Source organism: Glutamicibacter sp., from assembly GCF_050701915.1.
Classification (GTDB): domain Bacteria; phylum Actinomycetota; class Actinomycetes; order Actinomycetales; family Micrococcaceae; genus Glutamicibacter.
This window is the reverse complement of the sequence record NZ_JBOGEG010000008.1, coordinates 93,813-117,946: the sequence shown is the minus strand read 5'-3', so window position 1 is coordinate 117,946 and position 24,134 is coordinate 93,813. Positions and strand designations below refer to the sequence as shown.

Genomic DNA, 24,134 nt, shown 5'->3' with positions numbered 1-24,134 from the left:
GGCCCATGCACCAGATGGTGCATGGGCCCACGTTTCCAAGGAAGTTAGAAGAAGGTTGTCGTGAGTACGAACATCATCCCTGCGACCACCAATGCGAAGGGCAGGGCCAGCAAGATCATCAGCTTCTTTTGATCCCGCACGATCGCAACGCATTCCCTGAGGAAGGCACTTGGACGGTAGTAGGCCGCCGTTTTCCCGCCGAAGGCACGGGCATCCAAGCCGAGCTTGCGTGACGCCATCGCTGCACGCAGCGCGTGATAGTCGCTGGTGACCAACCACAGCTGACCATCCGTACGCTGGGCACGGACCAAGGTGTTGGAGAACTTCAGGTTCTCAAAGGTGTCCTTGGCACGGTCCTCAACCAGAATCTGTTCATCGGCAATGCCCTGCTCTCGCAGGTAGTGGGCCATGCTCACGCCCTCTGGTTCTACCTCATCATGGCCCTGTCCCCCGGTCGGAACCATGAAGGGGCGAGGAGACGCCTGTTGTTGATGCAGTTCAATGCCCTTGTCCAGGCGGCCCCGCAGCAACGGGGTGACCTTGCCATTGATTGTGCGGGCGCCAAGGACCACCACGGCGGCACCTTCACCCTTGGATGGGTATCTGGCGTGCACCCACGCATACAGCAGCAGCATGGCGAACAGGCTCGCCGTGAAGACGGAGGCCATGAACAAGACGAATGCCAGCGAATAGGTCCACCAGGATTCGATGCGAATCAGCAGCACCGCAATGACTGGCAGGACAAAGACGGATAGCCCCGCAGCCAACGACAGCAGATTCGCAGGTTTGGCTCCTTCGCGCCGGCACATCAGGATGCCGTTGTAGATCAGCGCGGCACCGAAAACAATGACCATCAGCGGAGTCAGCACCAGCACTATGGAGAACAGGAATCCAAACCCGGGGATCACACTGGTCAGCAGGTCGACGACCGCCGAAATGGTGAAGAACACCAGCGGCAAGAGAAGTGCAGCCAAACCCAACCGACGTGGGTCCTTGCGGTATTGCCGAACAAACAGCCACCAGAGTGCTGCCAGGAAAACCCAGCCGACGAGCTGCGCGAACACTGGTTCCATTGCTTCTCAGTTCACCGACTTCCAGTTTGTGATTCCGTATTCCCGTTTGAGCATCGATTGCGCTCCGAGGAATCCGCCCATGCCGTGCACCGAAGGACCTGGAGGCGCAGCGGAAGACACCAGGTACAGGCCTTTGGATTGCAGGTACCACGGGTCGGAGGAAATCCGAGGCCGTTTGATGCTGCCCAGCAGGTCCATGGTTCCTCCGGAAAGATCACCACCGACCAGCGCCGAGTTTTGCTCTTCCAAGTCCTGGGCGGTGACAACGTGGGATTCAATGATGGTCTCGCAGAAGCCCGGGGCCGCCTGTTCAATCATTTCCTTCAGTTCCCGGCTCATGTCTACCGGAGAATCCAGTGGCACGTGGCAGTAGGCCCAGATCACGTGCTGGCCCTGCGGTGCCCGCGAATCGTCGAATTGCGAGGGCTGGGCCACAATCATGAACGGCTTCGCCGCTCCCCTGCGCACTGCGGCGCGTTCGGCCTTCCCGACCTGTGCCGCGGTACCGCCCAGGTGCACGGTGCCGGCGTTGCCCAGAGTCTCATCACGCCACGGAACCGGCGCCGAAAGCACGTAGTGCACCAGGCAGCTTCCCGGCGAGCGCCGGGTGCTGCTCATCGCGTGCGAGAGCCGTTCTGGGAGGTGTCCTGTTGAAAGCTTGGCAGCGCTTTCGGCGGAGGTATCGAAGAGGATGCTCTGCGCAGAAAGCTCATCAACATGGTTGACGCGGGCGCCGGTAAGGATTTTTGCTCCATGAGCCATCGCTTCTTCGGCCAACGCGTCGCTGATGGCTTGGGAGCCTCCACGCGGGATAGCCCAGCCCTTGCCGTGCGCTGTTGCTGCAAGGAACAGTCCTGCCCCGGCATTAGCCGGTCCGCGCGAGCCACCCGCTACGTGGGCGGAACAGCCTGCATAGAGCGCGGCAGCGCGTTCAAATTTTCCAGAAAAGAGTTCCTTGACGGCCATGCCGGCCACCGTGCTCACGGCAAAGGTCGCCAATGCCGCGGGGTTCGAGGGAACCCTGAGCAGGGGGTTGAGCAGGGTCTGGCTGACCCCGTCAATCTGCTTGACCAGCGGGCCCAGAAGCCGGGTGTACATCTCGCCGTCCGCACCGCCAAGTTCCTGCGCGGTGCGTTCCAAGTCCTTGTACGCGTAGGCGGTCCGGCGATCCAGCACATGGGCGAAGGACAGCTCGGGGACGATGAACTCCACCTTGTCGTGGACGCCCAGTTCATGCATGGCTTGGGATTGCATGGCCATCGGATGCACCGCGCTGCCCAGATCGAATTTCGCTGCAGAACCATTCAGCGGCTGCGTTCTGGCGGCCCCGCCGATGGTGTCGTTGGCTTCATATACCGTGACGCTTAATCCGGCTCGGGCAGCAACTGCTGCGGCAGCTAGCCCATTGGGTCCCGCACCGACAACGGCAACATCGCTCATGATTTATTTCCCGCCACTTCATTCTTTTTCTTGGCTTGAGGCAGCAACCTGCGCAGGGTCCAGCGGTCCTCCAGACCGGCAAATGGGCCGGCCAAGGGATCATCCTGGCCCACGGCACGAATCGGGTCGTGGCGTGGATCAAGAATTGAACGTGCCACCAAGAACATCAGGTATCCAAGCATCACCATATGCGCCAGCACCAGCACCGCATAACCGGTCTCCGGGAAGGCCTTCTGCACTTCTTCCGCAGAGAGGGAATCAAGGTAGTACCAAACCGCGTAGAAGTGCGCGATTTCCACGAGCATCCAGACCACGAATTCGCGCCAGCGCGGCAACGCGAGGGCGAACAGCGGAATCAGCCAGACGATGAACTGCGGTGAATACACCTTATTGACCATGACAAAGGACGCGATGATCAGGAAGGCCATGGAGGCCAGGCGCGGGGTGCGTTTAGCCGTCAAGCCCAGCACGGCCACACCCACGCAGCACAGGAAGAAGAAGACCAGTCCGTAACGGGAAATCTGTTCGGCTTCAAAGAGCGGGACCCCTTCCCTGTTATCGGCGATGACATTCCATGCATGCCAGAAGCTGGAGAAGCCTGCCCCGCGTTCAGAAGAGAAATTGAAGAAGTGCATGAACGAGTTGGGGAACGCCAGCGCATAGGGAAGGTTCACCAGTGCCCAGGTCGCCGCCGCGGTTCCGCCAGTCACCCAGAAGGTCTTGAGCTTGCCGGTGCGAATGGCCAATACCAGCACCGCGCCAAGGATGAAGAACGGATAAATCTTCATCGCGGCACCCAAACCGATCAGCACCCCGGCAAGAACGGTGTGCTTTCGTGCGAATGCCAGCATACCCAGGGCCAGCAAGGCCACAGCCCACATGTCCCAGTTGATGCTGCCGGCCAGGATGATACCCGGGGCGATAGCAACCATTGCCGCATCCCACGGACGGCGCCCGGTCATCCGCAAGGTGGCGATCACGGTGACCATCCACAGGATCGCCACGAGCAACAGGTTGATATCGAAGTACAGCAGGGAACGGTTTTCGATCCCCGTAGGGATGATCGAGGCAACGGCCGAGGCCACCGTGCTCATCAGTACCGGGTATTCGAACTCCGCGGTGGCGCTAAAGGGTGCCCAAGGATTCTCGGCGAAGCCGCGAGCGGAAAACAGCGGAACCCAGTCGCTGTAGCACGCATAGGCGTATGGGTTGTTTCCGGTCCACCCCTTGATCCGGCAAGGGTTCTTAGCAAGGAGCATCAGCAATGCGCCCACGGTCGTCATCAGAATAATGACCCGTTCCACGCTGAAGAATCCAGGATCGACTCGGCCTGGATCGCTGTGTCGTCCAAGCGGGCCACCGATCATTGCGGTGAACTGTCGAAGGAACCCGTCAGCGCGTGATGGCACGGTAATCCGCAGGGGGCCACGCGTGGGCTGTGACTGGTTTGGCTCGTGCATACCCTCCAGCCTAAATGTTCTGTGCCTCAGCTACGCCTTGCACACTCATGTTTCATTAGTCGCTTTGATCTTTTATGCGAACCCGATTGCTCGAAACCCCTCTCCCGGTTCACTCCCAAGTACATAAAACGCTTGCTGACCTCGCATTCAGCAAATAGACAGGTGATTACACCGGCACTTCACCGTGCGTTAACCCAGATGCCCCCTCTTAGTTAACTTGTGCCCATAGCGTCTTACTCGTGAGCAAAACCAATCAGCCAAATGCCATGGCGATCATCCCCGCCCGGGGAGGATCCAAGGGCATCCGGCTTAAGAACCTGCGTGAGATCGGCGGCAAATCGCTGCTGGGCCGCGCAATCGAATCAGCCAGGTCCGCGGCGGCAGTCAGCGACGTCGTGGTCAGTACCGACCATGAGCAGATCAAGGCCGAAGCGCTTCGCTACGGGGCGCGAGTCATCGATCGACCGGCAGATATCGCCGGCGACACGGCCAGCAGCGAGTCTGTTCTGCTCCACGCGCTAGCGAATGCGGAATCTCAGCCAGAGATCACCGTGTTCATCCAGTGCACCAGCCCGTTCATCGATCCGAAGGATCTGGACGCAGCCATTGCGGCAGTTTCCTCGAAACGCGCCGACGTCAGCTTCGCAGCTGTTGCGGACCACGGTTTCCATTGGGGCCTGGATCCGCAGGGCGAAGCAATCGCCGTGGGCCACGACAAGCTGCACCGTCCGCGTCGCCAGGATCGCGAACCGCGCTTCCGCGAAACCGGGGCCTTCTATGTGATGGATACCCAGGGATTCCGCGAGGCAGGGCACCGTTTCTTCGGAAAGGTCCGGGTTCACGAGGTTCCGGCAGGGCACGGCATCGACATCGATACCGAGGCAGACCTGCTGCTAGCTGGGCTGGCCGTTCCGGCCAACCAGGAACCGATCGAAGTCGATGCGGTCATCACGGATTTCGACGGGGTGCATACCCCGGACACCGCGTATGTCGATGAGCACGGAACCGAAACCGTGCGCGTCTCCCGTTCCGACGGAATGGGAGTGGCCCGGCTGCGGGCCGCTGGAGTGAAGTTCCTTATTCTCTCCAAGGAAACCAACCCTGTTGTCGCCGCCCGCGCCGCCAAGCTGAAGGTCGAAGTGGCCCACGGAATCGACAACAAGGCCGAATACCTGGCCCGCTGGTTGGCTGACGAATCCATCAATCCGGCTCGTGTTGCCTACGTGGGCAACGACATCAACGATCTGGGCGCGATGGCATTGGTCGGCTGGCCGATCACCGTGGCCGACGCCCAGGAAGATGTGCACCTGGCAGCACGGCACAAACTGACCCGCAAGGGCGGGCACGGAGCGGTACGGGAACTAGCCGAACTGGTTCTCGCCGCACGCACCGCCACCAAGAGTTCTCCAAGTTTCACCCACTGAAAGGCAATACCCATGACTTCCATGACTACTGACATCAAGCCAGTTGCTATCGGCGACGTCCAGGTTGGCGCAGGCCAGCAGGTCTACGTCATCGGCGAGATCGGCATCAACCACAACGGCGACATCGAGATCGCCAAGCAGCTGATCGATATCTCCGCTGAAGCCGGTGCCAACGCAGTGAAGTTCCAGAAGCGCACCCCGGACATCTCCACCCCGATGGACATGCGCGACAAGATCCGCTCCACCCCATGGGGCGACATGACCTACCTGGACTACCGCTACCGCGTTGAATTCGACCAGGCTCAGTACAAGGAACTCATCTCCTACGCAGCCTCCAAGGGCCTGCACGCCTTCGCTTCGCCATGGGACGTTCCATCGGTTGAGTTCATGGAAGAGCAGGGTGCAGTCACCCACAAGGTAGCTTCCGCATCGGTCACCGACATCGAGCTGCTCAAGGCGCTGGCACAGACCGGCAAGCCGATCATCCTGTCCACCGGCATGTCCACCATCGAGCAGATCGACAAGGCCGTCGAGACCCTGGGCACCTCGAACCTGGTCATGATGCACGCTACTTCCACCTACCCGCTGCCTCCTGAAGAGGCCAACCTGCGCATGATCGAGACCCTGCGCGACCGCTACCAGGTCCCAGTCGGCTACTCGGGCCACGAGCGCGGCCTGCAGATCTCGCTGGCCGCTGTCGCACTGGGCGCAGTGACCGTCGAGCGCCACATCACCTTGGACCGCACCATGTGGGGTTCGGACCAGGCCTCGTCGCTGGAGCCAAAGGGCTTCGAGTCGCTGATCCGCGACATCCGCATCCTCGAGCAGGCCATGGGTGACGGCGTGAAGAAGGTCTTCCCAGGCGAGCTGGCACCGCTCTCGCGCCTGCGCCGCGTCGACGCCTAAGCACGCCAACGTATCCGGCGGTTGGACTCACCGACGGGTCCAACCGCCGTTTATTTTTGTCTGCATGAGGAAGGCCTAGAAGCACAGATGAGTTTGATCCCCGGGCGCATTTCCGTGGTTATCCCCGCCTATAACCAAGAAGCATATATTTGCGATGCCTTGTCATCCCTGGTCCGGCAGAAGCTGGGACGCTGGGAGCTGGAAGTGCTCGTGGTTGATGACGCTTCCGATGACCAGACTGCTGCCCTGGTACACAGCTACCAAGACCAGTTGCCTGGCCTGAAACTGATTTCACTGCCTGAGAATGCCGGAGTGTCTGCTGCCCGCAATGCCGGGTTGGAACAGGTCACCGGCGAATACTTCACCTTCCTCGACCCCGACGACTGGTACTCCCCCGAGCACTTGGAAGCCCTGGCGGAATCCTTGACCGAGCTGCATGTGGACTTCGTGCGTTGCGATCATGTGCGTGTCACCGGCACCAATCGCGTCATCCACCGGGCCCCGCAGGCGTTGCGCGGCATGCCGCTGAACCCGGCCGATGACATTGAACCGATCGATTCGCCGTCCATGGTGGACTACGCCTTTGTGTGGGCGGGCATGTACCGCACCGACCTGATGCGCACCCGCGAACTGATGTACTTCGACGCGCAGTTGCACAGCGCCGAGGACCGCCTCTGGCTGTGGAAGCTGCATCTGAATACCGAGCGCTACTCCGTCGTTTCCTCCCCTGGGGTGTTCTACCGCCGGGGCCTGCCCGGCTCGCTGACCCAGGTCTTCGACCACCGTCAGCTCGGCTTCATTCCGGCCTACTCGCAGATCCTGACCGAGGTGCGCCTGCATCCGGACGCGGATCGCCACCTGCCCAAGGCAATGCGCCAGTTCTTCGCCATCGTGTGCCACCACGAAAAGCGCGCGAAGAACTACCCGCCGGAAGTCCGCTTGGAGATGAAGCAGAAACTGCGCCAGGTATTCACCACCGTTGATGCGCCGATGGCCCGCCAGGTCGCCCTCGAGATGGACGTTGCCCGCCGCCGCCATATTCTCTCCTTCCTCCAGCCAGGTCAGATCGGGGCCGCCAAGTGATCGCACTGATTGAAGCCAGCAGCTACTTCCAGCTTGCTTCTCTGGCCGCGATGGCCGATGCAGGACTGCTCCCCGAAGCAGATGAACGCATTCTCGTCTTGGCTAACGGCTCGCAGGTTCCGGAACTGACTACTGCGTTGGACGAAGTTCCGGGCTTTGAGAAGCTTGCCGCCCGCTTTGACCGCGTGGTGGATTACGCTGCGCTCACCTCCCCGCGTCGCCCGGCACAGTTCAGCCCGCGTGAGGACGAACTGCATATTTTCGAATGCCTCCTGCGCAGCGCCTGGGATCTAGGCAATGAACCCTTGACCTTGGTTCTGGAATCCATCCAGGTCAATCCCGCGCGTGCGCTGGCGCGTATTTTCTTTGATGCCCAGCTGTGGATCCACTCCGACGGCTTGATGTCCTATGGCCCAACCCGCAATCGGTTGCCAATGCCGCTGCGCCAGCGCGTCATGGGCACCATCCATGTGGACCTGGTTCCAGGACTGCAGCCTCACCTGCTCGCAGAGCTCGAGCCGCAGCGCGAGGTCTTGGCCACCGGCGACTTGGCTGCCGTCTTTGGCGAACTGGCTCAGGGAGCAGAATTCGATTTGCCAACCGGCAGTGCACTGATCCTCGGGCAGTATCTGGGTTCCCTGGGCTTGATGGATGCCGAGGAAGAATTCGAGCTGCATCTGGAGATGCTCAACGAGGTAACCCGCCGGGAGATTTCCACCGTCCTGTTCAAGGCGCACCCGTCGGCCAGCGCCACCTCAGCGGCCCGCTTGGCTGCGGCTGCCAAGGACATGGGGTTGGATTTTCGGCTGGTCAATACCGATCACCTGGCCGAAACCGTCATCGCAGCGGTACGTCCATCTGTGGTGATCTCTTGCTTCTCCACGGGCTTGGCCACCGCCAAGTACATCCTGGATACCGAGGTCTACGCTGTGGGCACCGGCAGACTGCTCCAGGCGCTGGCTCCCTACGAGAATTCCAACCGCATCCCGTTGTCCATCATTCATGCCTTGTTCGTCCAGGACCTGCCGGTTCCAGCGCACGGCGGCGACAGCGATCGCCTCACCGAACTGCTGATTGCCGTGGCTTACTGCATGCAGTCCGCCCAGCTGCCTCACCTGCGCGAGCAGGCAGAGTCATTCTTGACCGCGCACTACCCGGAGTTCTCGGCTCATTTCAAGCGTCGCCGCATCACCAAGCTGGAGCTGCCTCCACGCTGGGCTCACATCAGCTCGCGCCGCTCGCTGCCTTCGAAAGTCCGCGGGGCGTCGCGCCGTGTACTGCGCAATGGTTCCAGGCAGCTCGATACGCTTTCCAAATCCCTGAGCCGACTGGCAAAATGACCCTCACCATGATGAAACTGACTCAACATGACACCCACGAGGTGCCGCGCCCCCGTTTCGGCACGGCGCACGTTTGGGTGGAGTCGCCACTGCAGCTGCTTTCCGCGGTAGAAACGCATGCCGCGGGGATGCTGGGCACAGACATTCGAATCATCCCACGTCAGGGAATGCCCCTGGAAGCCACGACGCAGGCAATGCTGAATCATGCCCCTGCAGGGGTACATTTTGAACCGGCGGCGCGTAAACCTCCGCAGCCAAAGGGCCCTGCCGATCGCTATGTCACCGGCGACGCCTATTCGGGCAAGATCCAGCGCACGTTGCTAGCAGGCGTGCGGGCCAAGGAAATCGTGATCATCGATGATGGCATGGCTACGCTGGCCCTGATCAAGCAGCTGATTTCTGATGATCCCACCCCGTTGGTGCGCGCCCGGACCAGGAACTCTGCGGCACGCGTCGCAATGGGATTGGCGACCTGGCATCGTTTGCGCCAGCTGGCCCGTGAAGATCGCTTGCTGATCGTTTCTGCGCTGTTTGTCGACCCGGTATCTCGTCAGAAGATGGCTGATCTGGGGATCAAATTTGCGCAGCATAAGTTTGAGTGGCTGGCTACGCAGCCGGTGGCCGAGCAGTTCACTGAGCCTACCCTGCTGATTGGTTCGGCGATGGTCGCCGATGAGCTGATTCATGAGCAGCCGTACTTGCGCTGGATTGAAGAGATCGCTTCCGAAGGGCCGGTCGCGTACTTCCCGCATCGCCGTGAAACTCCCGAAATGCTGGAGAAGATCTCCAAGATTGATCAGGTGGTGCTCAAGGAGCACACCGTTCCTATCGAAATGCGTTTGCGAGTCCTGCGACCGGGCCAGGAGATCCGAGCCTTGCCCTCCACGGTGATTCCATCCCTACGCCTGTTGCTGGGTCCTGAGGCCCGTTGCCTATATCCGCAAGCCGTGCTTGATAGCTGGTGGACCCCTAGTACCCCATTCGAGTTGCGCGAGCACCTATCTAGTTCATTGAAGGTGTGAATCAGCCGATGAAGCCATCAATACTGGCCATTGCCGACTCGGATTCCTATCTGAAGTTGGCCACGAGCTTCCTTAACCGCCTAGGTCCGGCATGGGATCGCAAGGTGTATTTGGCGCGGACCCCGGTGATGCCCACTGCCGAGCAGATCGCGGCCGCCTTTGAAGGCACGGATCTGGATCCGGATATTCTGCAGGTGATTTCCGTATCGCAATTGGAAGCCGACACCGTAGATGAGGATATTGTTTTCGCTTCGGCCACAGGACCGGTAGTTGCCGAGATTTACTCTCGCATGCTTCGCACCGAACCGACTGAGGGCCGGTGCACCGCACTGGTTTCTGCCCTGCCCGGAGTGGCCTTCCCCGCCACGCAGAAGGGGTGGAACTATCGACGAGCCGGCGATGCGTTTATCTGCCATTCGCATGCAGAAGCCCGTGATTTCTCCTTCATGATCGAAGGCCAGGCCGGGCATCAGCCGACCGTAATGGTCAGCAAGCTGCCGTTCTTGCAGTCTGCAGGTTTCCCACCAGCGCAAAAGCAGGTTGTCGAACGCCTGGTATTCGCGCCGCAAGCGAAGGTGCCTACCCAAGAGCGCGAACGCGAGTCGATCCTGCTGGCTCTAGAGCAGGCCAGCAGGATGAATCCCGAGCTTGAGGTGATCGTCAAGCTGCGAGCCAAGGCCGGTGAGCCGCAGACGCATCTCGAGGCGTTCCCTTACGACTCGCTGTTCAAGAAGTTGCAGTCCGAGCTGCGAATCGGCACCGATTCGCGGCTTCGCTTCGATACCGGATCGATGAGTGAAGCGTTGGCCGATGGCAGCGCCTTGGTAACGGTGTCTTCGACTGCTGCCTTGGAATCTCTTGATCGCGGCTTGCCAACGCTGGTCCTCTCCGACTTTGGCGTCAGTGCGCAGATGATCAACACAGTCTTTGTCTCCTCCGGCGTGATTGGCACGTTGGATGATGTGGCCGGTTTGAGCTTCGGTGAACCAACCAAAGCCTGGTTGCGGGAAAACTACTTCCACCGGGTGGACCACAGTTTCGTTCAGTCTCTCGAGGTTCTCGCGCAGCGAGCTCGAGCTGGAAAGCTGCGCACTGATCCGGAGATGCTGGCGCATATTCGCCGCCAGCCATTGCGCCATCGCCTCAGAACCACGTTGCCAGCACCGCTAGTCAGAGTTTTGGTGAAGTTGCGACACCACTTCGGGCAAACCCGCAGAAATGGCGCCAATTCTTGGTCATGAGCTAAACATTCTTTGCTCATGAACTCAACACATGGACTGAATCCATAGGATTCGTCAGGAGTGTTCCAGCCTTAGGTGCTTTACTAGTTCTTGGCATTTCTTCGCGGAGACAGTGCAGTTATTCACTCGGCATCGCTAGCCCAGAAACGGCTCCCCAATAGTTATTCGGTGATAACGGGCACGATTGGGAATGTTTGCGCTCCATTAAGACTTAAGATCATTATGGGTCAATTTGCGCGATGCGCTTCTGCGCGCCCTATTGCCCAAAGGTTTTATACATTTCAATAAGGAGTTCATGTGTCGGCGAACCCGATTCGCGTTGCCATCGTAGGCGTAGGCAACTGCGCCACTTCCCTTATCCAAGGTGTTGAGTACTACCGAGACGCCGATGCTGATTCCACCGTTCCCGGTCTCATGCATGTTCAGTTCGGCCAGTACCACGTTGGCGACGTTCAGTTCGTTGCTGCCTTCGATGTCGACGCCAAGAAGGTCGGCCTCGACCTCTCGGAAGCCATTCTGGCCAGCGAGAACAACACCATCAAGATTGCCGACGTTCCAACCACCGGAGTGACCGTTCAGCGCGGCCACACCCTGGACGGCCTGGGCAAGTACTACCGGGAGACCATCGAAGAGTCTGCAGCGGAGCCAGTAGACATCGTCCAGTCCCTGAAGGACAACAAGGTCGATGTCCTGGTTTGCTACCTGCCAGTTGGTTCCGAGCAGGCCGCCAAGTTCTACGCACAGTGCGCCATTGACGCAGGCGTTGCATTCGTCAATGCCCTGCCAGTATTCATCGCCGGCACCCCAGAGTGGGCGCAGAAGTTCACTGACGCCGGTGTGCCAATCGTTGGCGACGATATCAAGAGCCAGATCGGCGCAACCATCACCCACCGCGTGATGGCCAAGTTGTTCGAAGACCGCGGCGTGGTTCTGGACCGCACCTACCAGCTGAACGTTGGCGGCAACATGGACTTCAAGAACATGCTCGAGCGCGAGCGTCTGGAATCCAAGAAGATCTCCAAGACCCAGGCAGTCACCTCGAACACCTCCGCAGCCCTGGGCGAAGACGACGTGCACATCGGCCCAAGCGACTACGTTGCATGGCTTGATGACCGCAAGTGGGCGTTCGTCCGCCTCGAGGGCCGCAACTTCGGCGATGCTCCAGTTAACCTGGAGTACAAGCTGGAAGTATGGGACTCGCCAAACTCGGCCGGTGTGATCATCGATGCTGTACGCGCAGCGAAGATCGCCCTGGACCGCGGCATCGGCGGCCCGATCCTGTCAGCTTCGAGCTACTTCATGAAGTCGCCACCAGAGCAGTACGACGATGAGACCGCACGTAGCAAGGTGGAAGCCTTCATTCGCGGCGACATCGAGCGCTAACCCTCCGCGGTAGCGGAAAAGCAATGGCCAGGACCTTTCGGTCCTGGCCATTGCTGTATTCGAAAGTGCATTGGATGCGGAGAAGCCCGCCGGCTTGCAGGCCGGCGGGCCTCTTGGCGATGCCTTGCGAGTTCATCACTGGTACCTCGGATTCTTGTTAGCTGGCAACGGTAATGGCGTTGCCGGGCTTAGCGAATTCGTAGGTACATTTCTGGTGGCACGTGGTTCTTCAGCTCACGCTGACGCATGCGGCGGTTGAACTCGGTGCTATCAAGGTTGGTGAACTTGCGCTTATCTTGACGCTTTTTCATTTGCTGTCCCTCCCTTCGGTCAAAGTCGAAGGGGAGGGAAGATCTTGGCGCGTGGTTGAAATTGCGCGAGCTTTCAGGCTTTCTGGTCCTGCGAAGATTAATTCCGAGGTGCGAACTGCCCGTTGAGCGGATGAGGAGAACAGTGGACTAGGCATGAAAAAAGTTCCTAAGGGTGAGAGTCGATTACTGACCTGCAACCTCAGGAACTTAGGCGGGATTTACCGTGAGTTAGAAATCCGCTTGTCCGGAGGTTGGGGAAATGCGCTTGCACAGACGAGACATTGGAGAGCCGCCAATAAATCGCGCTCCGCGATGAGTCTCTGTGTACCAATTGGTATTAATCATTTCGCCACCTCCTAAAATCTGCTCTCAGCCAGCCATGGATACCATGGGGCCTGTTTGAAAAGTTTTCTCGATCCGCAAGTCTCATTGAGACTTCCCAATCACAGTATTCAGCATACATGGATTAACCCCGACGCGCTACAAATTAAAGCAAAAACTTTAAGCACTTTCCCGGGGACGGCAAAAGCACCCGGATCCATGCGGATTTCAGGTGCTTTTGCATTGATATTCAGGTCAGAGGTTACCTCTCGGTAGCCGAATCCTGGGCTTCAGGCTGCTCTTCCCACCAAGCGCGCAGGCGCTCGGTGGCGATTTCCTCACCCAGTGGACCCTCATCCAACCGCAGTTCCAACAGGAACTTGTACGCTCGGCCAACGACCTTACTCGGCTTGATCTCCAACAGGCGCATAATCTGTTCTCCATCGAGATCCGGGCGGATTGACTGCAGCTCCTCTTGCTCGGCAATCTGCGCGATGCGCGCCTCGAGGTCATCGTAGGCAAATCCCAGGCGGTCAGCCTTCTTGCGATTGCGCGTGGTGACGTCCGAACGGGTCAGGCGGTGCAGATGCTCGAGCAGGTCTCCAGCATCGGTAACATAACGGCGCACCGCCGAGTCGGTCCATCCGGCCTCGCCGTAGCCATAGAAGCGCATATGCAGCTCGACCAGCCGGGCAACCGACTTGGTGGTCTCCTTGTCGAACCGTAGGGCGCGCATACGCACCTTGACGAGCTTGGAACCCACCATGTCATGGTGGCGGAAGGATACGGCGCCGCTTGGTTCGAACTTGCGGGTCGCCGGCTTGCCGATGTCGTGCATCAGTGCCGCGAAGCGCAACACGAAGTTCGGGCCGGGAACAGGTCCTTCTTCATTGGTTTCCAACGCCATGGCCTGCTCAAGCACGGTCAGCGAATGCTGGTAGACATCCTTGTGGCGATGGTGCTCGTCAATCTCCAGGCGCAGTGCCGAGACTTCGGGCAGTACCTTATCGGCCAGGCCGGTTTCCACCAGAAGGTCGATGCCCGCCCGCGGGTCAGCACCGTTGATCAGCTTGACCAGCTCGTCGCGGACTCGCTCGGCGGAAATGATGTCGATCCGATCGGTCATTTCGCTCATGGCTTGGCGAACCTCTGGACTGACTTCGATCTTCAACTGCGAAGCAAAACGGGCAGCGCGCATCATGCGCAGCGGATCGTCAGAGAAAGAGATATCCGGAGCACCAGGGGTGCGGATGGATCCATCTTCCAGGGAGCTCACGCCGTCGAAAGGATCCACCAGCTCGAGCTGTGGCAAGCGCAGTGCCATCGAGTTCATGGTGAAGTCGCGACGGAAGAGATCGTCGTGCAGGTTATCGCCAAATGCAACGATCGGCTTACGCGACTCTTTGTCATAGGCATCTGCGCGGTAGGTCGTTACTTCTAGCGTGTATTCGCCCTTTTTAAAGGCAATTGTTCCAAACTCGCGTCCCACATCCCAGACGTTATCGGCCCAACCGGAAATCACCTTGATAGTTTCATCCGGGCGAGCGCTGGTGGTGAAGTCGAGGTCCGGGGATACGCGTCCCAAGTAAAGGTCGCGAACCGGCCCACCTACCAGCGACAATTCATGGCCCGCCCGAACAAAACGGTCGGCCAAGTCGAAAATGACCGAGGGCAGGATTTGACGCAGCGCGTCAGGCGAGGGAAGTGCATGCATAGTTACTTAAGCGTGCCAGAAATCCAGGAAGAATGCTTGAAATTTCAGCGAATTTGCCTGCGAGATAACTTACTTGTCCACGTCGATCAGGCGGCGAACGGTACTTTCTCGATAGAGTGGTTCCATGAACCGACCGATCCCGTCTGCCCCAAAGCGCACCCCATTGACTGCGTCAATGGCTCGTGCGCAGGCAACTGGCGGTCACACGAGCCTGCCGACAGTGGAAGAAGTCTCTTCCGGAGGCATCGTGATCGACTTCAACGACCCCAACTTCCCAGTGGCAATCATTGCCCGGTACAACCGCGGCGGACGACTGGAATGGTGCCTGCCCAAGGGCCACCCGGAGGGTGCGGAAACCAATGAGGAAGCGGCTATCCGCGAAATCGAGGAAGAGACCGGCATTGCCGGACGCATCCTCGCCCCGCTGGGTTCAGTCGACTACTGGTTCACCGTGACGAATTACCGTGTGCACAAGACCGTGCACCATTTTCTGCTGGAAGCTACCGGCGGGCATCTGACGATCGAGAATGATCCCGATCATGAAGCCGTCGATGTTGCCTGGGTCCCCCTGGGTTCCCTGGGCAAGCGCCTGTCCTTCCCTAATGAGCGCCGGATCGCTGATCTGGCACGCGAGGTCCTTACAAAGCATGTCTCAGGTTCCTAATCCATCTGTCGGCGCCGATCAGGCACACACCGGAGCCATGGACGTAATCGCCGGACCTCCCCAGCAGCAGACAGCTCAACCGGCTGGCTCGCGCTCCAAGATCTATGCCCTGATGGCCTCCGGCACGATGGTATCCCGCTTGCTGGGCTTCGTGCGCACGGCCTTGCTGGCGATGGCCATTGGTTCGGTCACCTCGGTGGCGGACATCTTTGAAAAAGCCAATATCATCCCGACCATCATCTACATGCTGCTGGCCGGCGGCATTTTCAACGTCGTGCTCATCCCGCAGCTGATCAAGGCCGCCAAGGCCAAGGACCGCGGCGCCGCGTACACCTCAAAATTGGTGACGCTGACCATCGTGGGCATGGGGATCCTGACTCTGATCCTCACGCTCTGCGCCAGGCCATTGATCACGGTGCTCACCAGTAACTGGACCGAACCGATGATCGCGTTGGGGACGGCCTTTGCCTACTGGTCGCTGCCGCAGATTTTCTTCTATGGGCTCTATGCGGTCCTGGGCCAGGTACTGAACGCCAATGGCCGATTTGCCGCATTCATGTGGGCTCCTGCGGTCAACAACATCATTCAGCTGATCGTCATTGGCGCTTTCATCCTGACCTTCGGCGCCTATTCTTCGGGCGACCCGATGCAGGATTGGAGCAGCGTCAAGACCATGTGGCTGGCCGGCGGTGCCACCTTGGGTATCGTCTTGCAGTCGGTGGCGCTGTTCTGGCCATTGAAGAAGACCGGGCTGAAACTGACCCTGGACTTCCAATGGCGTGGCATGGGCCTGCGCCACGTGGGCAAGCTGGCGATCTGGACCCTAGCGGCCATGGTGATCGGCAACCTCTCCTCGCTGGTGTACTCCAAGATCGTGTCGGGAGCTACCGCAGCTCGAGCGCAGCTGCCTTCCGAACAGGCCGCCTCGGTAGCTGGCGAGTACGCGTTGAACACATCGCAGCTGATCACCGTGCTGCCGCACTCGTTGTTCGCGCTGACCGTTGCCACCGTGCTGTTCAACGACTTCGCCCGGGCTTTCACCGAGAACCGCCGCAAGGACGTTGGCAAGCTGCTGAATCAGGGCATGCGCTCCACCGCCATCCCCATCGTGTTCTGCACGCTGGTCTTCATCGTGCTGGCCGGTCCTCTGGGCAGGCTGTTTGCCGGTAACTCCGAGAATGCGGCGCAGGCCGCGGGCGCTCTCGGGCAGCTGCTGGTGCTCACCGCGCTTGGCCTGCCGTTCAAGTCCTTGCAGTTCTTCATGCTGCGTGTCTTCTACGCAGAGGAAGATACCCGCACCCCGATGCTGATCCAGTCGGCCACCGCCGGGGTCGGATTGATCTTGGCGTTCGCTGCTGCCGCCGTGGTCGATCCGCTGCATATCGCCGCCGCGATTGCCTTCATCTACGGCTTGACCAACGTACTGACCTGCATCGGCACCCACTATCTGATCAAGCGCCGCTACGGCAACTACGGTGTTTCCTCGGTTATCGACACCTACATTCGAGTCGGGTGGATGGCTACGCTCTCCGCCATTATTGGCTGCATAGCGCTCTGGCTGCTGGGTGGATTCAGTTTCGGATTCGCCTACGACTCCGTATTCAGCGCCCTGATTTCGGTGGCTATTGTCGCTCTGGTGATGGGTATCGTCTTCATTGGTTTGCTATACAAAACCAAGGTCCCAGAGCTCCAGTCGTTCCTCGGCCCGATCCTTCGCAGAATCCCGGGACTCAATCGCTGATGGTCCGCTGAAACTTGCTAGTGATTCTGGGCAAATAGGCACCAAATAGCTTGATCTGACCGGTAACATGACAGGTGGTGGTCTGTGGACCGCCACCGAACCAAAATCAACCCCTTGGAGATGCACGTGTCGCAGCCAATCGATGTCGGCTCTGTCCTCAGCGGTCGCTACCAAGTAACCGAGAGTGTCCTTTCCTCAGCTGAAGGAGACTTGGTACTCGGTGGCGTAGACCAGGTACTGAACCGCTCGGTCAGCATCATGGTGGCTTCCGTGGAGAATTCCTCGCAGTTGGCAACGAGCGCACGCGAAATCGCCATGGGCGAGCGCGCTTCGAACGTTCAGGTGCTGGATCTGGGCATCACCGATGCCAACCAGACCTACCTCGTCGCCAACACCGCGCGTTCCTCGGACCTGCTGGACCTGGTTTTGGAAACCGACGACGCTCCATACGTTGAGCCGTTCTTCACCGACACCCTGGGCACCGAAATCTTCGGCGAGTCCCGCCAGGCCGTCCCAGAGACCTATGAAGACGACAACGAGTACTACGACCAGCTGCAGTACGAGGACGAACCAGAGCAGCAGGGCAAGATCGGTTCCGCCTTGGCTGGCGGCTTCGCCGGACTGAAGAACCGCTTCGGCAAGAAGAACCAGGAGCAGCCTGAAGAGGAACAGTTCGACCAGACTGCGCCTAATGAGCATGTTCCTGCCACCATGGCTACCCCGGTTGCGCCAACTGAAAAGCCAGCGGCCGAAGACAAGCCAAAGGTCTCCCGCCTGGAAGACGAAGACGAGCCTAATGTCACCGCAACCGCAGCCCTGGCTGCCGCTGCGCAGTCCAAGGGCAAAACCCCGGCCAACCCTACCCAGGAGCCTGCCGCGGAAGAAGAGAAGCCGGCAAAGAAGAAGAACGCTGCAGCAGCCGGGACCGTAGCCGGCGCAGGCGCCGCTGCGGGTGTCGCCGCTGCCGCCGCTCCAAAGGCCTCGACCTTCCCGGCAGCCGCCAAGAATGCTCCTGCCCAAGACCCGCAGGCCGACGAGCAGGATGAGGAAGAAGGCGGTTCTAAGGGAACGCGCCTGCTGGTTGGCGCCGTATTGCTCATCGTGCTGATTGTTGCAGTGGTCTTCGCTTTCAACTTCCTTGGTGGCGACAAGAACACCACCGCCGATGGCGAGCAGCCAACGGCCGTGGAGTCCCCGGAAAAGCCATCCGAGACCGAGAAGGAAAAGGACTCAACCGAGGATTCCTTGCCAGCTCCGAAGATCGACGACGTATCCCGTCTGGTTCCCGGCAATCAGCAGCTGAACTCCGAAACCGATGGCAAGCTGGGCCAGATGATCGACGGCAACGCCTCGAGCACCTACGCAACGTACTCCTACACCACGGCTGATTTCGGTGGCTTCGCTTCCAACATGGTCTTCATACTGGAACTGGACGAGAAGTCCAAGATCTCCGAGGTCAACCTCGAGGGCCTGAACGGCACCGGCGGCAACTACGAAATCCTCGTAGGCGAATCCGAAGATCTGGGCGATGCCACGTCAGTAGCCAAGGGTTCGTTCTCCGGTCCTTCGGTATCGGTAACTGCCAAGGGCGACGACAAGGACTACATGGAAGGAACCCACGTATTCCTGGACATCACCGACCTGCCTCGCAAGGCATCCGGCGGCAATGATTCACGCCCATTCGGTCTCCAGATCGGTGAATTCTCCGCCAAGTAATAGAAGCGGAATTTTTTACGAAAGCAATGCGTTGAGGTGGATAGTGAGGTTAGACCTTGCTATCCACCTCGCATTATTAGAACGAAAGGGTTCTACCCCCGTGACTTCAGCACAGAACGACGAAATCCGCGACGTCATTATTGTCGGCTCCGGTCCGGCCGGTTACACCGCCGCGGTTTACACCGCCCGTGCGAATTTGAACCCACTAGTCATCGCCGGCTCGGTCACTGCCGGCGGCGAACTGATGAACACCACCGACGTGGAAAACTTCCCCGGCTTCCCCGAGGGCATCATGGGCCCGGACCTGATGGACAACATGCAGAAGCAGGCCGAACGCTTCGGCGCCGAGATCCTCTTCGACGACGTCACCGAAATGAACCTCGAAGGCGACATCAAGACGCTATCCCTGGCTGACGGCACCATCTACCGTGCCCGTGCTGTCATCGTCTCCACCGGCTCCGCCTACCGCGAGCTGGGCCTGCAAGACGAAAAGCGCCTCTCCGGCCATGGCGTCTCCTGGTGCGCCACTTGCGACGGATTCTTCTTCCGTGACCAGAGAATCGCCGTGATCGGCGGTGGCGACTCCGCCATGGAAGAAGCACTGTTCCTGACCAAGTTCGCCGCCAAGGTCATCGTCGTGCACCGCCGCCACGAGCTGCGCGCTTCGAAGATCATGGCCGACCGCGCCCTGGCCCACGAGAAGATCGAATTCATCTGGGACTCCGAAGTCATCGGCATCAACGGTGCCGACAAGGTCGACGGCCTGGTCGTGAAGAACCGCACCAGCGGCGAAGAATCCACCGTGGATGTCACCGGTATCTTCGTAGCCATCGGCAACGACCCACGCGTGGATCTGGTCAAGGACCAGCTGCAGCTAACCGCGGAAGGCACCATCGCCGTTGAAGGCCGCACATCCAAGACCTCGCTGCCAGGTGTCTTCGCTGCCGGCGACGTCATCGATTCCACCTACCGCCAGGCCATCACCGCGGCCGGCTCGGGCTGCGCCGCAGCCCAGGACGTGGAGCACTACCTGGCCAACGTGTCCGAAACCCTCGCTACCGCCTAATAGTTTTCTCAGAAAGGGGTTGTCTCTCATGAGCAACGCAAAAGCAGTAACTGAAGCAACCTTCCAGGCCGATGTCCTGGATGCCGACAAGCCAGTGATCGTCGATTTCTGGGCTGAATGGTGCGGCCCTTGCCGCCAGCTCGGTCCAATCCTGGATCAGATCGCAGAGGAGCACGCTGCGAAGGTCGACGTCGTGAAGGTCAACGTCGATGAGAACCAGGCAATTGCCGCGAAGTACGGCATCACCAGCATCCCAGCCGTATACGTCTTCAAGGGCGGCGAGCATGTCGCTACTTCCATCGGTGCCAAGCCGAAGGCTGTCATCGAGAAGGACTTCGCAGAATACCTGTAAGTCAAGAACATGATTGAAGTGGGGATCAACCGCAAGGTTGGTCCCCGCTTCTGTTTTAACCAAGGCCCCGTGGCGACTTCACTTGATTCCCTGTTTTAGCGATAACCAGCCCTTACCCCAGCTCAGGTTGGCCCGTCACCTGATTTGAAGGCGCTTTAGAGAAGTCACGGCGCTTATCCAAAGCATATTCATTGTTTTTAGAAAATACGGCCATGTTCTGAAAGTTTTCGCATCCCATTTGGTTCCCTCAGTTCGGACGCGCATTTTCTGCTCGGCCATCGGCCCTAGGAGGTCGGGTTCGCTTCTGGGCGTTTCAGGCCACCTTGTTTGGTTCCGAATTTTGAAACTAGATGCTCTATGCGAAATGCAGCGATCCGCAATTTCCTCATTTCCTAACCCCTCGATTTCGGTCCACAATGCCAGACGGCACTGCGAAGGGCCGCAGAAAAGCATCTGGATACGACGCACAGGCTAACAAGTTGGATGTGGTTTTTGAGGTACACCCAAACCCATTCTTCATGGGGCTATCCGAGCTCAATCAAACCTGCGACAAGTCCTGTCCATGGATAATCCGGGTCAAGCCGATTGCGCTATCCCCGCATGGCCGCGATACTCAGTTCCACGCGCTTTCTAGCTGCACCAGCATCTCTTAGTCTTCGGTATTTGGGTGGGGTCAGCACGCAGTGTCTACCTATTGTGGCAACGCAGTCCCTGAGAATTAACGGAGCACTCCCCTTCCACATACCCACTGCTTGCTCGCCGAGCTTTCTGCTTTGACGCCCCTCATCGGCAGCCCATGCTGCCCTCTCTTTCAAAGTTCGAATGGTCCGACAAGAGTTCCAGGGGACGGTCTCTGGTGAAAGTTGTACGCAGTGAACAGAGCAGAATCCTTCGGCCTGTGATTTGATGTCGTAAGACTGCGGCTTCGGCCCCAGGGCATGTTTCTTGCCGATATGTAGTCGCCCTCTGCATATCTGGGACATGGGCTGTTGAGTATTGATGGGGTACGACCTGACGGTGATGGCTTGAATCTGAGGTCGATTGCCGTGGAGAGACTGCGCCGCATCATCTTTGGAGATCTGTCCGTCCATACCCAAGCATCTGAGCCCTGCGGCAAGAACCTGCACCAAGGATGAACGCCTTAGGCTCATGCTGGTAGCCCTGCTGTTGATTCCCGAAGGTAATGCCCGAAATCCCAACCTGCTTGTGGCCAGCGTGGTCTTCGCGCTGCTCATCTTGATGTGAGTCTGCAATAGCTCCTAGAGCAATAAACAGATTCTGAACGACGCGTTGCCCATCTTTCGGGAAGGCATCTTTCGTGAGGGCCAGTACTAACGCAACGTACCGGTACTTTCCCTCGCGTGGTCTCCTCCTGCAGGTTCTTGTGGCTTTCAATTAGTGGTGTCCTTAGCCCTATTAACTGTTCCTTTGAACTTTAGGGTGCTCACTACTTCGGGCTTTGGTACATAGAGCTTCTTACTCCAAAGCATCGTGTGTACCTGTTGCGAAGCTGGTGCAGGGATAGCTTGGTTCGAATTCCCGCGCCAAAAACCCGGTGCGTTTCTCTTTACTGAACGCTTCCTCTGAACTTGGACGAAGGCAGGAATGGATTGAGTCAGCCCCGCGGAGATTCTCGTGAACCTATTTGGCCGATAACCCCTCGTCGCGTGGATTACCTGTTGAGAACGTCTTGGATTTCCATTCGCTCAACTGGCTTATAGGCACGATCTGGAGCGTTGCCGGGCCTATCTATCCCCTATGGTCTCTGAAGACCCATATCTCCGGCTCGGACGTGCTTCTGTGGCCTCATGAATCGATCCTATGGCTATCTGGATCTGTTGACTGGAAGTATCACCCCACGGGCCTCTGCGTCGATTCTGGCTGTCCTCTGCTATGCCGAAGTGGCTCGACGGCCACATCCCGTGTTCGCCTTCCGCGCGTATGGGACCAAAGGCCACGCTATTCCTCGGCATCGCACGATGCTCTTCGCTTCCTACATGCAGTGCGTGCTAGCTGGGATTTAGCGCCGGGGCGGACGTCCTTACGGCCAAGTCGCACGCCATAGACGGAACATTGTCTGCTCATGGAGGTGACGCTAGGCAGACCTTCCCCGATGCCCGTAGAGGCCTACTAATACAATCAGCAAGCTTCTATGTCTCGGACCCAGGATAGGCCGTCAGCCTGATGGCAGTCGGTATACGATTATTCGCTATTCGCCGCGGGGTCGGGGTACCCACGTCCTGCGTGGTCACTTTTTTGTGTGCGGCAAAGGAGCTGCATGTGCTTCCAGATCGTTCTGGTTGTTTCGCGTGAAACACGATTCCCATCATTGACTCCAGGAGGGCGAAGGGTGGTCTAGTTTATGTTTCACGTGAAACGTTGCATTAAGGGAGATGCCTTCGGCATCCTTATTACGGTTCGCGGCTACTGGCCGCTGTCGTCAAGAATGGACATTCAAGAGGGAACGACAAGAATCCATGACAGCTACACTTCGGATCCATCGAGCTCAGGTTGTCGCTTCAGCCGAGGTGCGCACCAATGTGAGTCCTGAATCAGCGTCAAGAATCTTGATATAGTAGTTGATTCCCGGCAGCCTGCTCTGGCTCAGAGTGCGCGTTATGGTTACGGGATGGACTAGTGCCACTCCCCCCATCGCACCGCATGGTGCATCGGTATAAGGGGATCTGCTCATGCCTGCAACCCTGGCGAATGAACTTCACGTCCTGGTGAATTCATCCGTCATTGCATATGGGCGCCTGCCGAGGCTTCAGATCCATCAAGGATTCTTCAACTCTAGATTCGCCCCACTTAGTGGAGGCTGAAGCAAGGGACCGGTCGGAGCGGACAGCCCGTATCCGCGTGCTCAGTGGAGAATTTTCCCGAGACCAGAACTGCTTTGCTGGTCGAGCTAATGTTCCTCCCAATCTCGATCATCCAAGAAGCAGGACGGATTCCTCGGTAATCCTTGAAGGGCCGCGGAGGCTCCACTTCTCTTTCGTATCGGGTACTGCAGCCCAATCACAGGTGCGGTAGAGTGACTGCTCACTACGCTCTTCTGGGACCTTCCTGGCTGTAGTCCTCGCGATCGATCAGTTTTCCAGTAGGCCAATGTTTCACGTGAAACGTTGGTCACAAGTTCCTGCCAATGCGAATTCGTGACGACCACTTCCGTGAAAGATTCGGATCCCTGATGCCCTCCACAGCGCCTTATATGGCTGCTCGTCGGCCTTGAATCCGTTCGGGAACTAGCGACTTACTTTCAGCCTACGCGTCCAGTCGGCCTATGGTGATGGCGGCCGCGGAATGCCACCTTCCCTGCATCAGAAATCCACTCCCTGCACCGCTGCATCTTCGACTCCAGAACTCCGTCACCTCAACGCTTTTCCAGCCCCAGAGTTTGAGATACGAATTCTCAAGTCCCTTCAGCGCAGCAATGACCTTTGGTCCAGGCCAGGGAGTGCCTAAGGGGTAATCCGCCTCTTGGTAATAATCCTGGTTGCTGGGAACCGCGATACTGTTCCGGTCCGCGAGCAATAACCAGATTCGATACTGTCACGATTGCCTAGACCTTCCACGGCAACTCTCGGAAAGCGCGAACAGAAGACTCCTGACATCTGTTGCTTAGCCCAAGAACCTCCCGGGCTCCACATGATATCTAGCATTGAAATTGCATAGTCACTGTCTCACACCGTGTAGGACAGGCAGCGAGTCCCGCCCTGGAGCACGTAGTCCAACCTCGAGCCATAGAGAACTCCGAGGGCAGCTTGATACCTCGAGAGTATTCGCTCTCCTTTGAAGCAAGCTCGAACCCTCGTGTCGCCTGACCGACGTGAGTATGTGGAACGTCAGTCTATCTGCCTTGATCAGTCGTTGTTGG

The 24,134-nt window shown here is 58.6% G+C and carries 17 protein-coding genes; 12 read left to right on the top strand and 5 right to left on the bottom strand.

From position 1 onward, the window contains the following. Nucleotides 1-44 precede the first annotated feature (44 nt). From ACRDT3_RS07800 to ACRDT3_RS07790, 3 genes are read right to left on the bottom strand one after another with little or no spacing between them, the layout of a single operon-like run. Nucleotides 45-1,073 (bottom strand): YdcF family protein, encoded by a 1,029-nt coding sequence (locus tag ACRDT3_RS07800; RefSeq protein ID WP_431492430.1) that lies wholly within the window; start codon nucleotides 1,071-1,073, stop codon nucleotides 45-47. A gap of 6 nt (nucleotides 1,074-1,079) precedes the next feature. Next, nucleotides 1,080-2,513, bottom strand: coding sequence for a phytoene desaturase family protein (locus tag ACRDT3_RS07795; protein ID WP_431492429.1), 1,434 nt, complete (start codon nucleotides 2,511-2,513; stop codon nucleotides 1,080-1,082). Beyond that, nucleotides 2,510-3,922 carry a glycosyltransferase family 87 protein gene (locus ACRDT3_RS07790; RefSeq protein WP_431492428.1) on the bottom strand — a complete coding sequence of 471 codons (1,413 nt, stop codon included), beginning with the start codon at nucleotides 3,920-3,922 and terminating at the stop codon, nucleotides 2,510-2,512. The genes ACRDT3_RS07795 and ACRDT3_RS07790 overlap by 4 nt, the downstream gene beginning before the upstream one ends. A gap of 290 nt (nucleotides 3,923-4,212) precedes the next feature. On the opposite strand from ACRDT3_RS07790, the gene ACRDT3_RS07785 reads away from it, so the two are divergent. The 7 genes from ACRDT3_RS07785 (at nucleotide 4,213) to ACRDT3_RS07755 (ending at nucleotide 12,372) form a co-directional block, all read left to right on the top strand. Next, on the top strand, nucleotides 4,213-5,397 hold the full coding sequence (locus tag ACRDT3_RS07785) for a cytidylyltransferase domain-containing protein (RefSeq protein ID WP_431492427.1): 1,185 nt from the start codon (nucleotides 4,213-4,215) through the stop codon (nucleotides 5,395-5,397). Between the two features lie 12 nt (nucleotides 5,398-5,409). Beyond that, nucleotides 5,410-6,303 (top strand): N-acetylneuraminate synthase family protein, encoded by an 894-nt coding sequence (locus ACRDT3_RS07780; protein ID WP_105656602.1) that lies wholly within the window; start codon nucleotides 5,410-5,412, stop codon nucleotides 6,301-6,303. A gap of 87 nt (nucleotides 6,304-6,390) precedes the next feature. After that, a complete protein-coding gene (locus ACRDT3_RS07775; protein ID WP_431492426.1) occupies nucleotides 6,391-7,386 on the top strand; it encodes a glycosyltransferase family 2 protein in 996 nt (331 codons plus the stop codon). Continuing rightward, the gene (locus tag ACRDT3_RS07770; protein ID WP_431492425.1) at nucleotides 7,383-8,726 is read left to right on the top strand and encodes a polysialyltransferase family glycosyltransferase; all 1,344 of its coding nucleotides are present in this window, start codon (nucleotides 7,383-7,385) and stop codon (nucleotides 8,724-8,726) included. The genes ACRDT3_RS07775 and ACRDT3_RS07770 overlap by 4 nt, the downstream gene beginning before the upstream one ends. 8 nt (nucleotides 8,727-8,734) lie before the next feature. Then, nucleotides 8,735-9,748, top strand: coding sequence for a hypothetical protein (locus ACRDT3_RS07765; protein ID WP_431492424.1), 1,014 nt, complete (start codon nucleotides 8,735-8,737; stop codon nucleotides 9,746-9,748). Nucleotides 9,749-9,756: 8 nt separating this feature from the next. Next, nucleotides 9,757-10,989 carry a DUF6716 putative glycosyltransferase gene (locus ACRDT3_RS07760; protein WP_431492423.1) on the top strand — a complete coding sequence of 411 codons (1,233 nt, stop codon included), beginning with the start codon at nucleotides 9,757-9,759 and terminating at the stop codon, nucleotides 10,987-10,989. 297 nt (nucleotides 10,990-11,286) lie between these two features. Beyond that, nucleotides 11,287-12,372 (top strand): inositol-3-phosphate synthase, encoded by a 1,086-nt coding sequence (locus tag ACRDT3_RS07755; RefSeq protein WP_431492422.1) that lies wholly within the window; start codon nucleotides 11,287-11,289, stop codon nucleotides 12,370-12,372. Nucleotides 12,373-12,560: 188 nt separating this feature from the next. Here the strand turns inward: ACRDT3_RS07755 and ACRDT3_RS07750 are convergent, their stop codons facing one another. Both ACRDT3_RS07750 and ACRDT3_RS07745 read right to left on the bottom strand, forming a co-directional pair. Continuing rightward, nucleotides 12,561-12,683 carry a hypothetical protein gene (locus ACRDT3_RS07750; RefSeq protein ID WP_255209577.1) on the bottom strand — a complete coding sequence of 41 codons (123 nt, stop codon included), beginning with the start codon at nucleotides 12,681-12,683 and terminating at the stop codon, nucleotides 12,561-12,563. Nucleotides 12,684-13,266: 583 nt separating this feature from the next. Continuing rightward, nucleotides 13,267-14,718 carry a CCA tRNA nucleotidyltransferase gene (locus ACRDT3_RS07745; RefSeq protein ID WP_431492421.1) on the bottom strand — a complete coding sequence of 484 codons (1,452 nt, stop codon included), beginning with the start codon at nucleotides 14,716-14,718 and terminating at the stop codon, nucleotides 13,267-13,269. Between the two features lie 124 nt (nucleotides 14,719-14,842). Here ACRDT3_RS07745 and ACRDT3_RS07740 point away from each other — a divergent pair, with 124 nt between their 5' ends. From ACRDT3_RS07740 to trxA, 5 genes are all read left to right on the top strand, one after another. After that, complete coding sequence (locus ACRDT3_RS07740) at nucleotides 14,843-15,382, top strand: NUDIX domain-containing protein (RefSeq protein WP_431492420.1); 540 nt, start codon at nucleotides 14,843-14,845, stop codon at nucleotides 15,380-15,382. Further along, entirely contained in the window at nucleotides 15,366-17,123 is a 1,758-nt protein-coding gene (murJ, locus tag ACRDT3_RS07735) for a murein biosynthesis integral membrane protein MurJ (protein ID WP_431492419.1), read from the top strand. The genes ACRDT3_RS07740 and murJ overlap by 17 nt, the downstream gene beginning before the upstream one ends. 126 nt (nucleotides 17,124-17,249) lie before the next feature. Further along, the gene (locus tag ACRDT3_RS07730; RefSeq protein WP_431492418.1) at nucleotides 17,250-18,839 is read left to right on the top strand and encodes a hypothetical protein; all 1,590 of its coding nucleotides are present in this window, start codon (nucleotides 17,250-17,252) and stop codon (nucleotides 18,837-18,839) included. A gap of 100 nt (nucleotides 18,840-18,939) precedes the next feature. Further along, complete coding sequence (gene trxB / locus ACRDT3_RS07725) at nucleotides 18,940-19,905, top strand: thioredoxin-disulfide reductase (RefSeq protein ID WP_431492417.1); 966 nt, start codon at nucleotides 18,940-18,942, stop codon at nucleotides 19,903-19,905. Between the two features lie 28 nt (nucleotides 19,906-19,933). Next, nucleotides 19,934-20,257 (top strand): thioredoxin, encoded by a 324-nt coding sequence (gene trxA / locus ACRDT3_RS07720; RefSeq protein ID WP_105656613.1) that lies wholly within the window; start codon nucleotides 19,934-19,936, stop codon nucleotides 20,255-20,257. Nucleotides 20,258-24,134 lie beyond the last annotated feature (3,877 nt).

Bases quoted from the DNA above. Each gene is read 5' to 3' on its own strand.
- ACRDT3_RS07800 (WP_431492430.1), bottom strand. From the start codon at position 1,073: ATGGAACCAGTGTTCGCGCAGCTCGTCGGCTGGGTTTTCCTGGCAGCA.
- ACRDT3_RS07795 (WP_431492429.1), bottom strand. From the start codon at position 2,513: ATGAGCGATGTTGCCGTTGTCGGTGCGGGACCCAATGGGCTAGCTGCC.
- ACRDT3_RS07780 (WP_105656602.1), top strand. From the start codon at position 5,410: ATGACTTCCATGACTACTGACATCAAGCCAGTTGCTATCGGCGACGTC.
- ACRDT3_RS07775 (WP_431492426.1), top strand. From the start codon at position 6,391: ATGAGTTTGATCCCCGGGCGCATTTCCGTGGTTATCCCCGCCTATAAC.
- ACRDT3_RS07765 (WP_431492424.1), top strand. From the start codon at position 8,735: ATGATGAAACTGACTCAACATGACACCCACGAGGTGCCGCGCCCCCGT.
- ACRDT3_RS07760 (WP_431492423.1), top strand. From the start codon at position 9,757: ATGAAGCCATCAATACTGGCCATTGCCGACTCGGATTCCTATCTGAAG.
- ACRDT3_RS07750 (WP_255209577.1), bottom strand. From the start codon at position 12,683: ATGAAAAAGCGTCAAGATAAGCGCAAGTTCACCAACCTTGATAGCACC.
- ACRDT3_RS07745 (WP_431492421.1), bottom strand. From the start codon at position 14,718: ATGCATGCACTTCCCTCGCCTGACGCGCTGCGTCAAATCCTGCCCTCG.
- ACRDT3_RS07740 (WP_431492420.1), top strand. From the start codon at position 14,843: ATGAACCGACCGATCCCGTCTGCCCCAAAGCGCACCCCATTGACTGCG.
- murJ (WP_431492419.1), top strand. From the start codon at position 15,366: ATGTCTCAGGTTCCTAATCCATCTGTCGGCGCCGATCAGGCACACACC.
- trxA (WP_105656613.1), top strand. From the start codon at position 19,934: ATGAGCAACGCAAAAGCAGTAACTGAAGCAACCTTCCAGGCCGATGTC.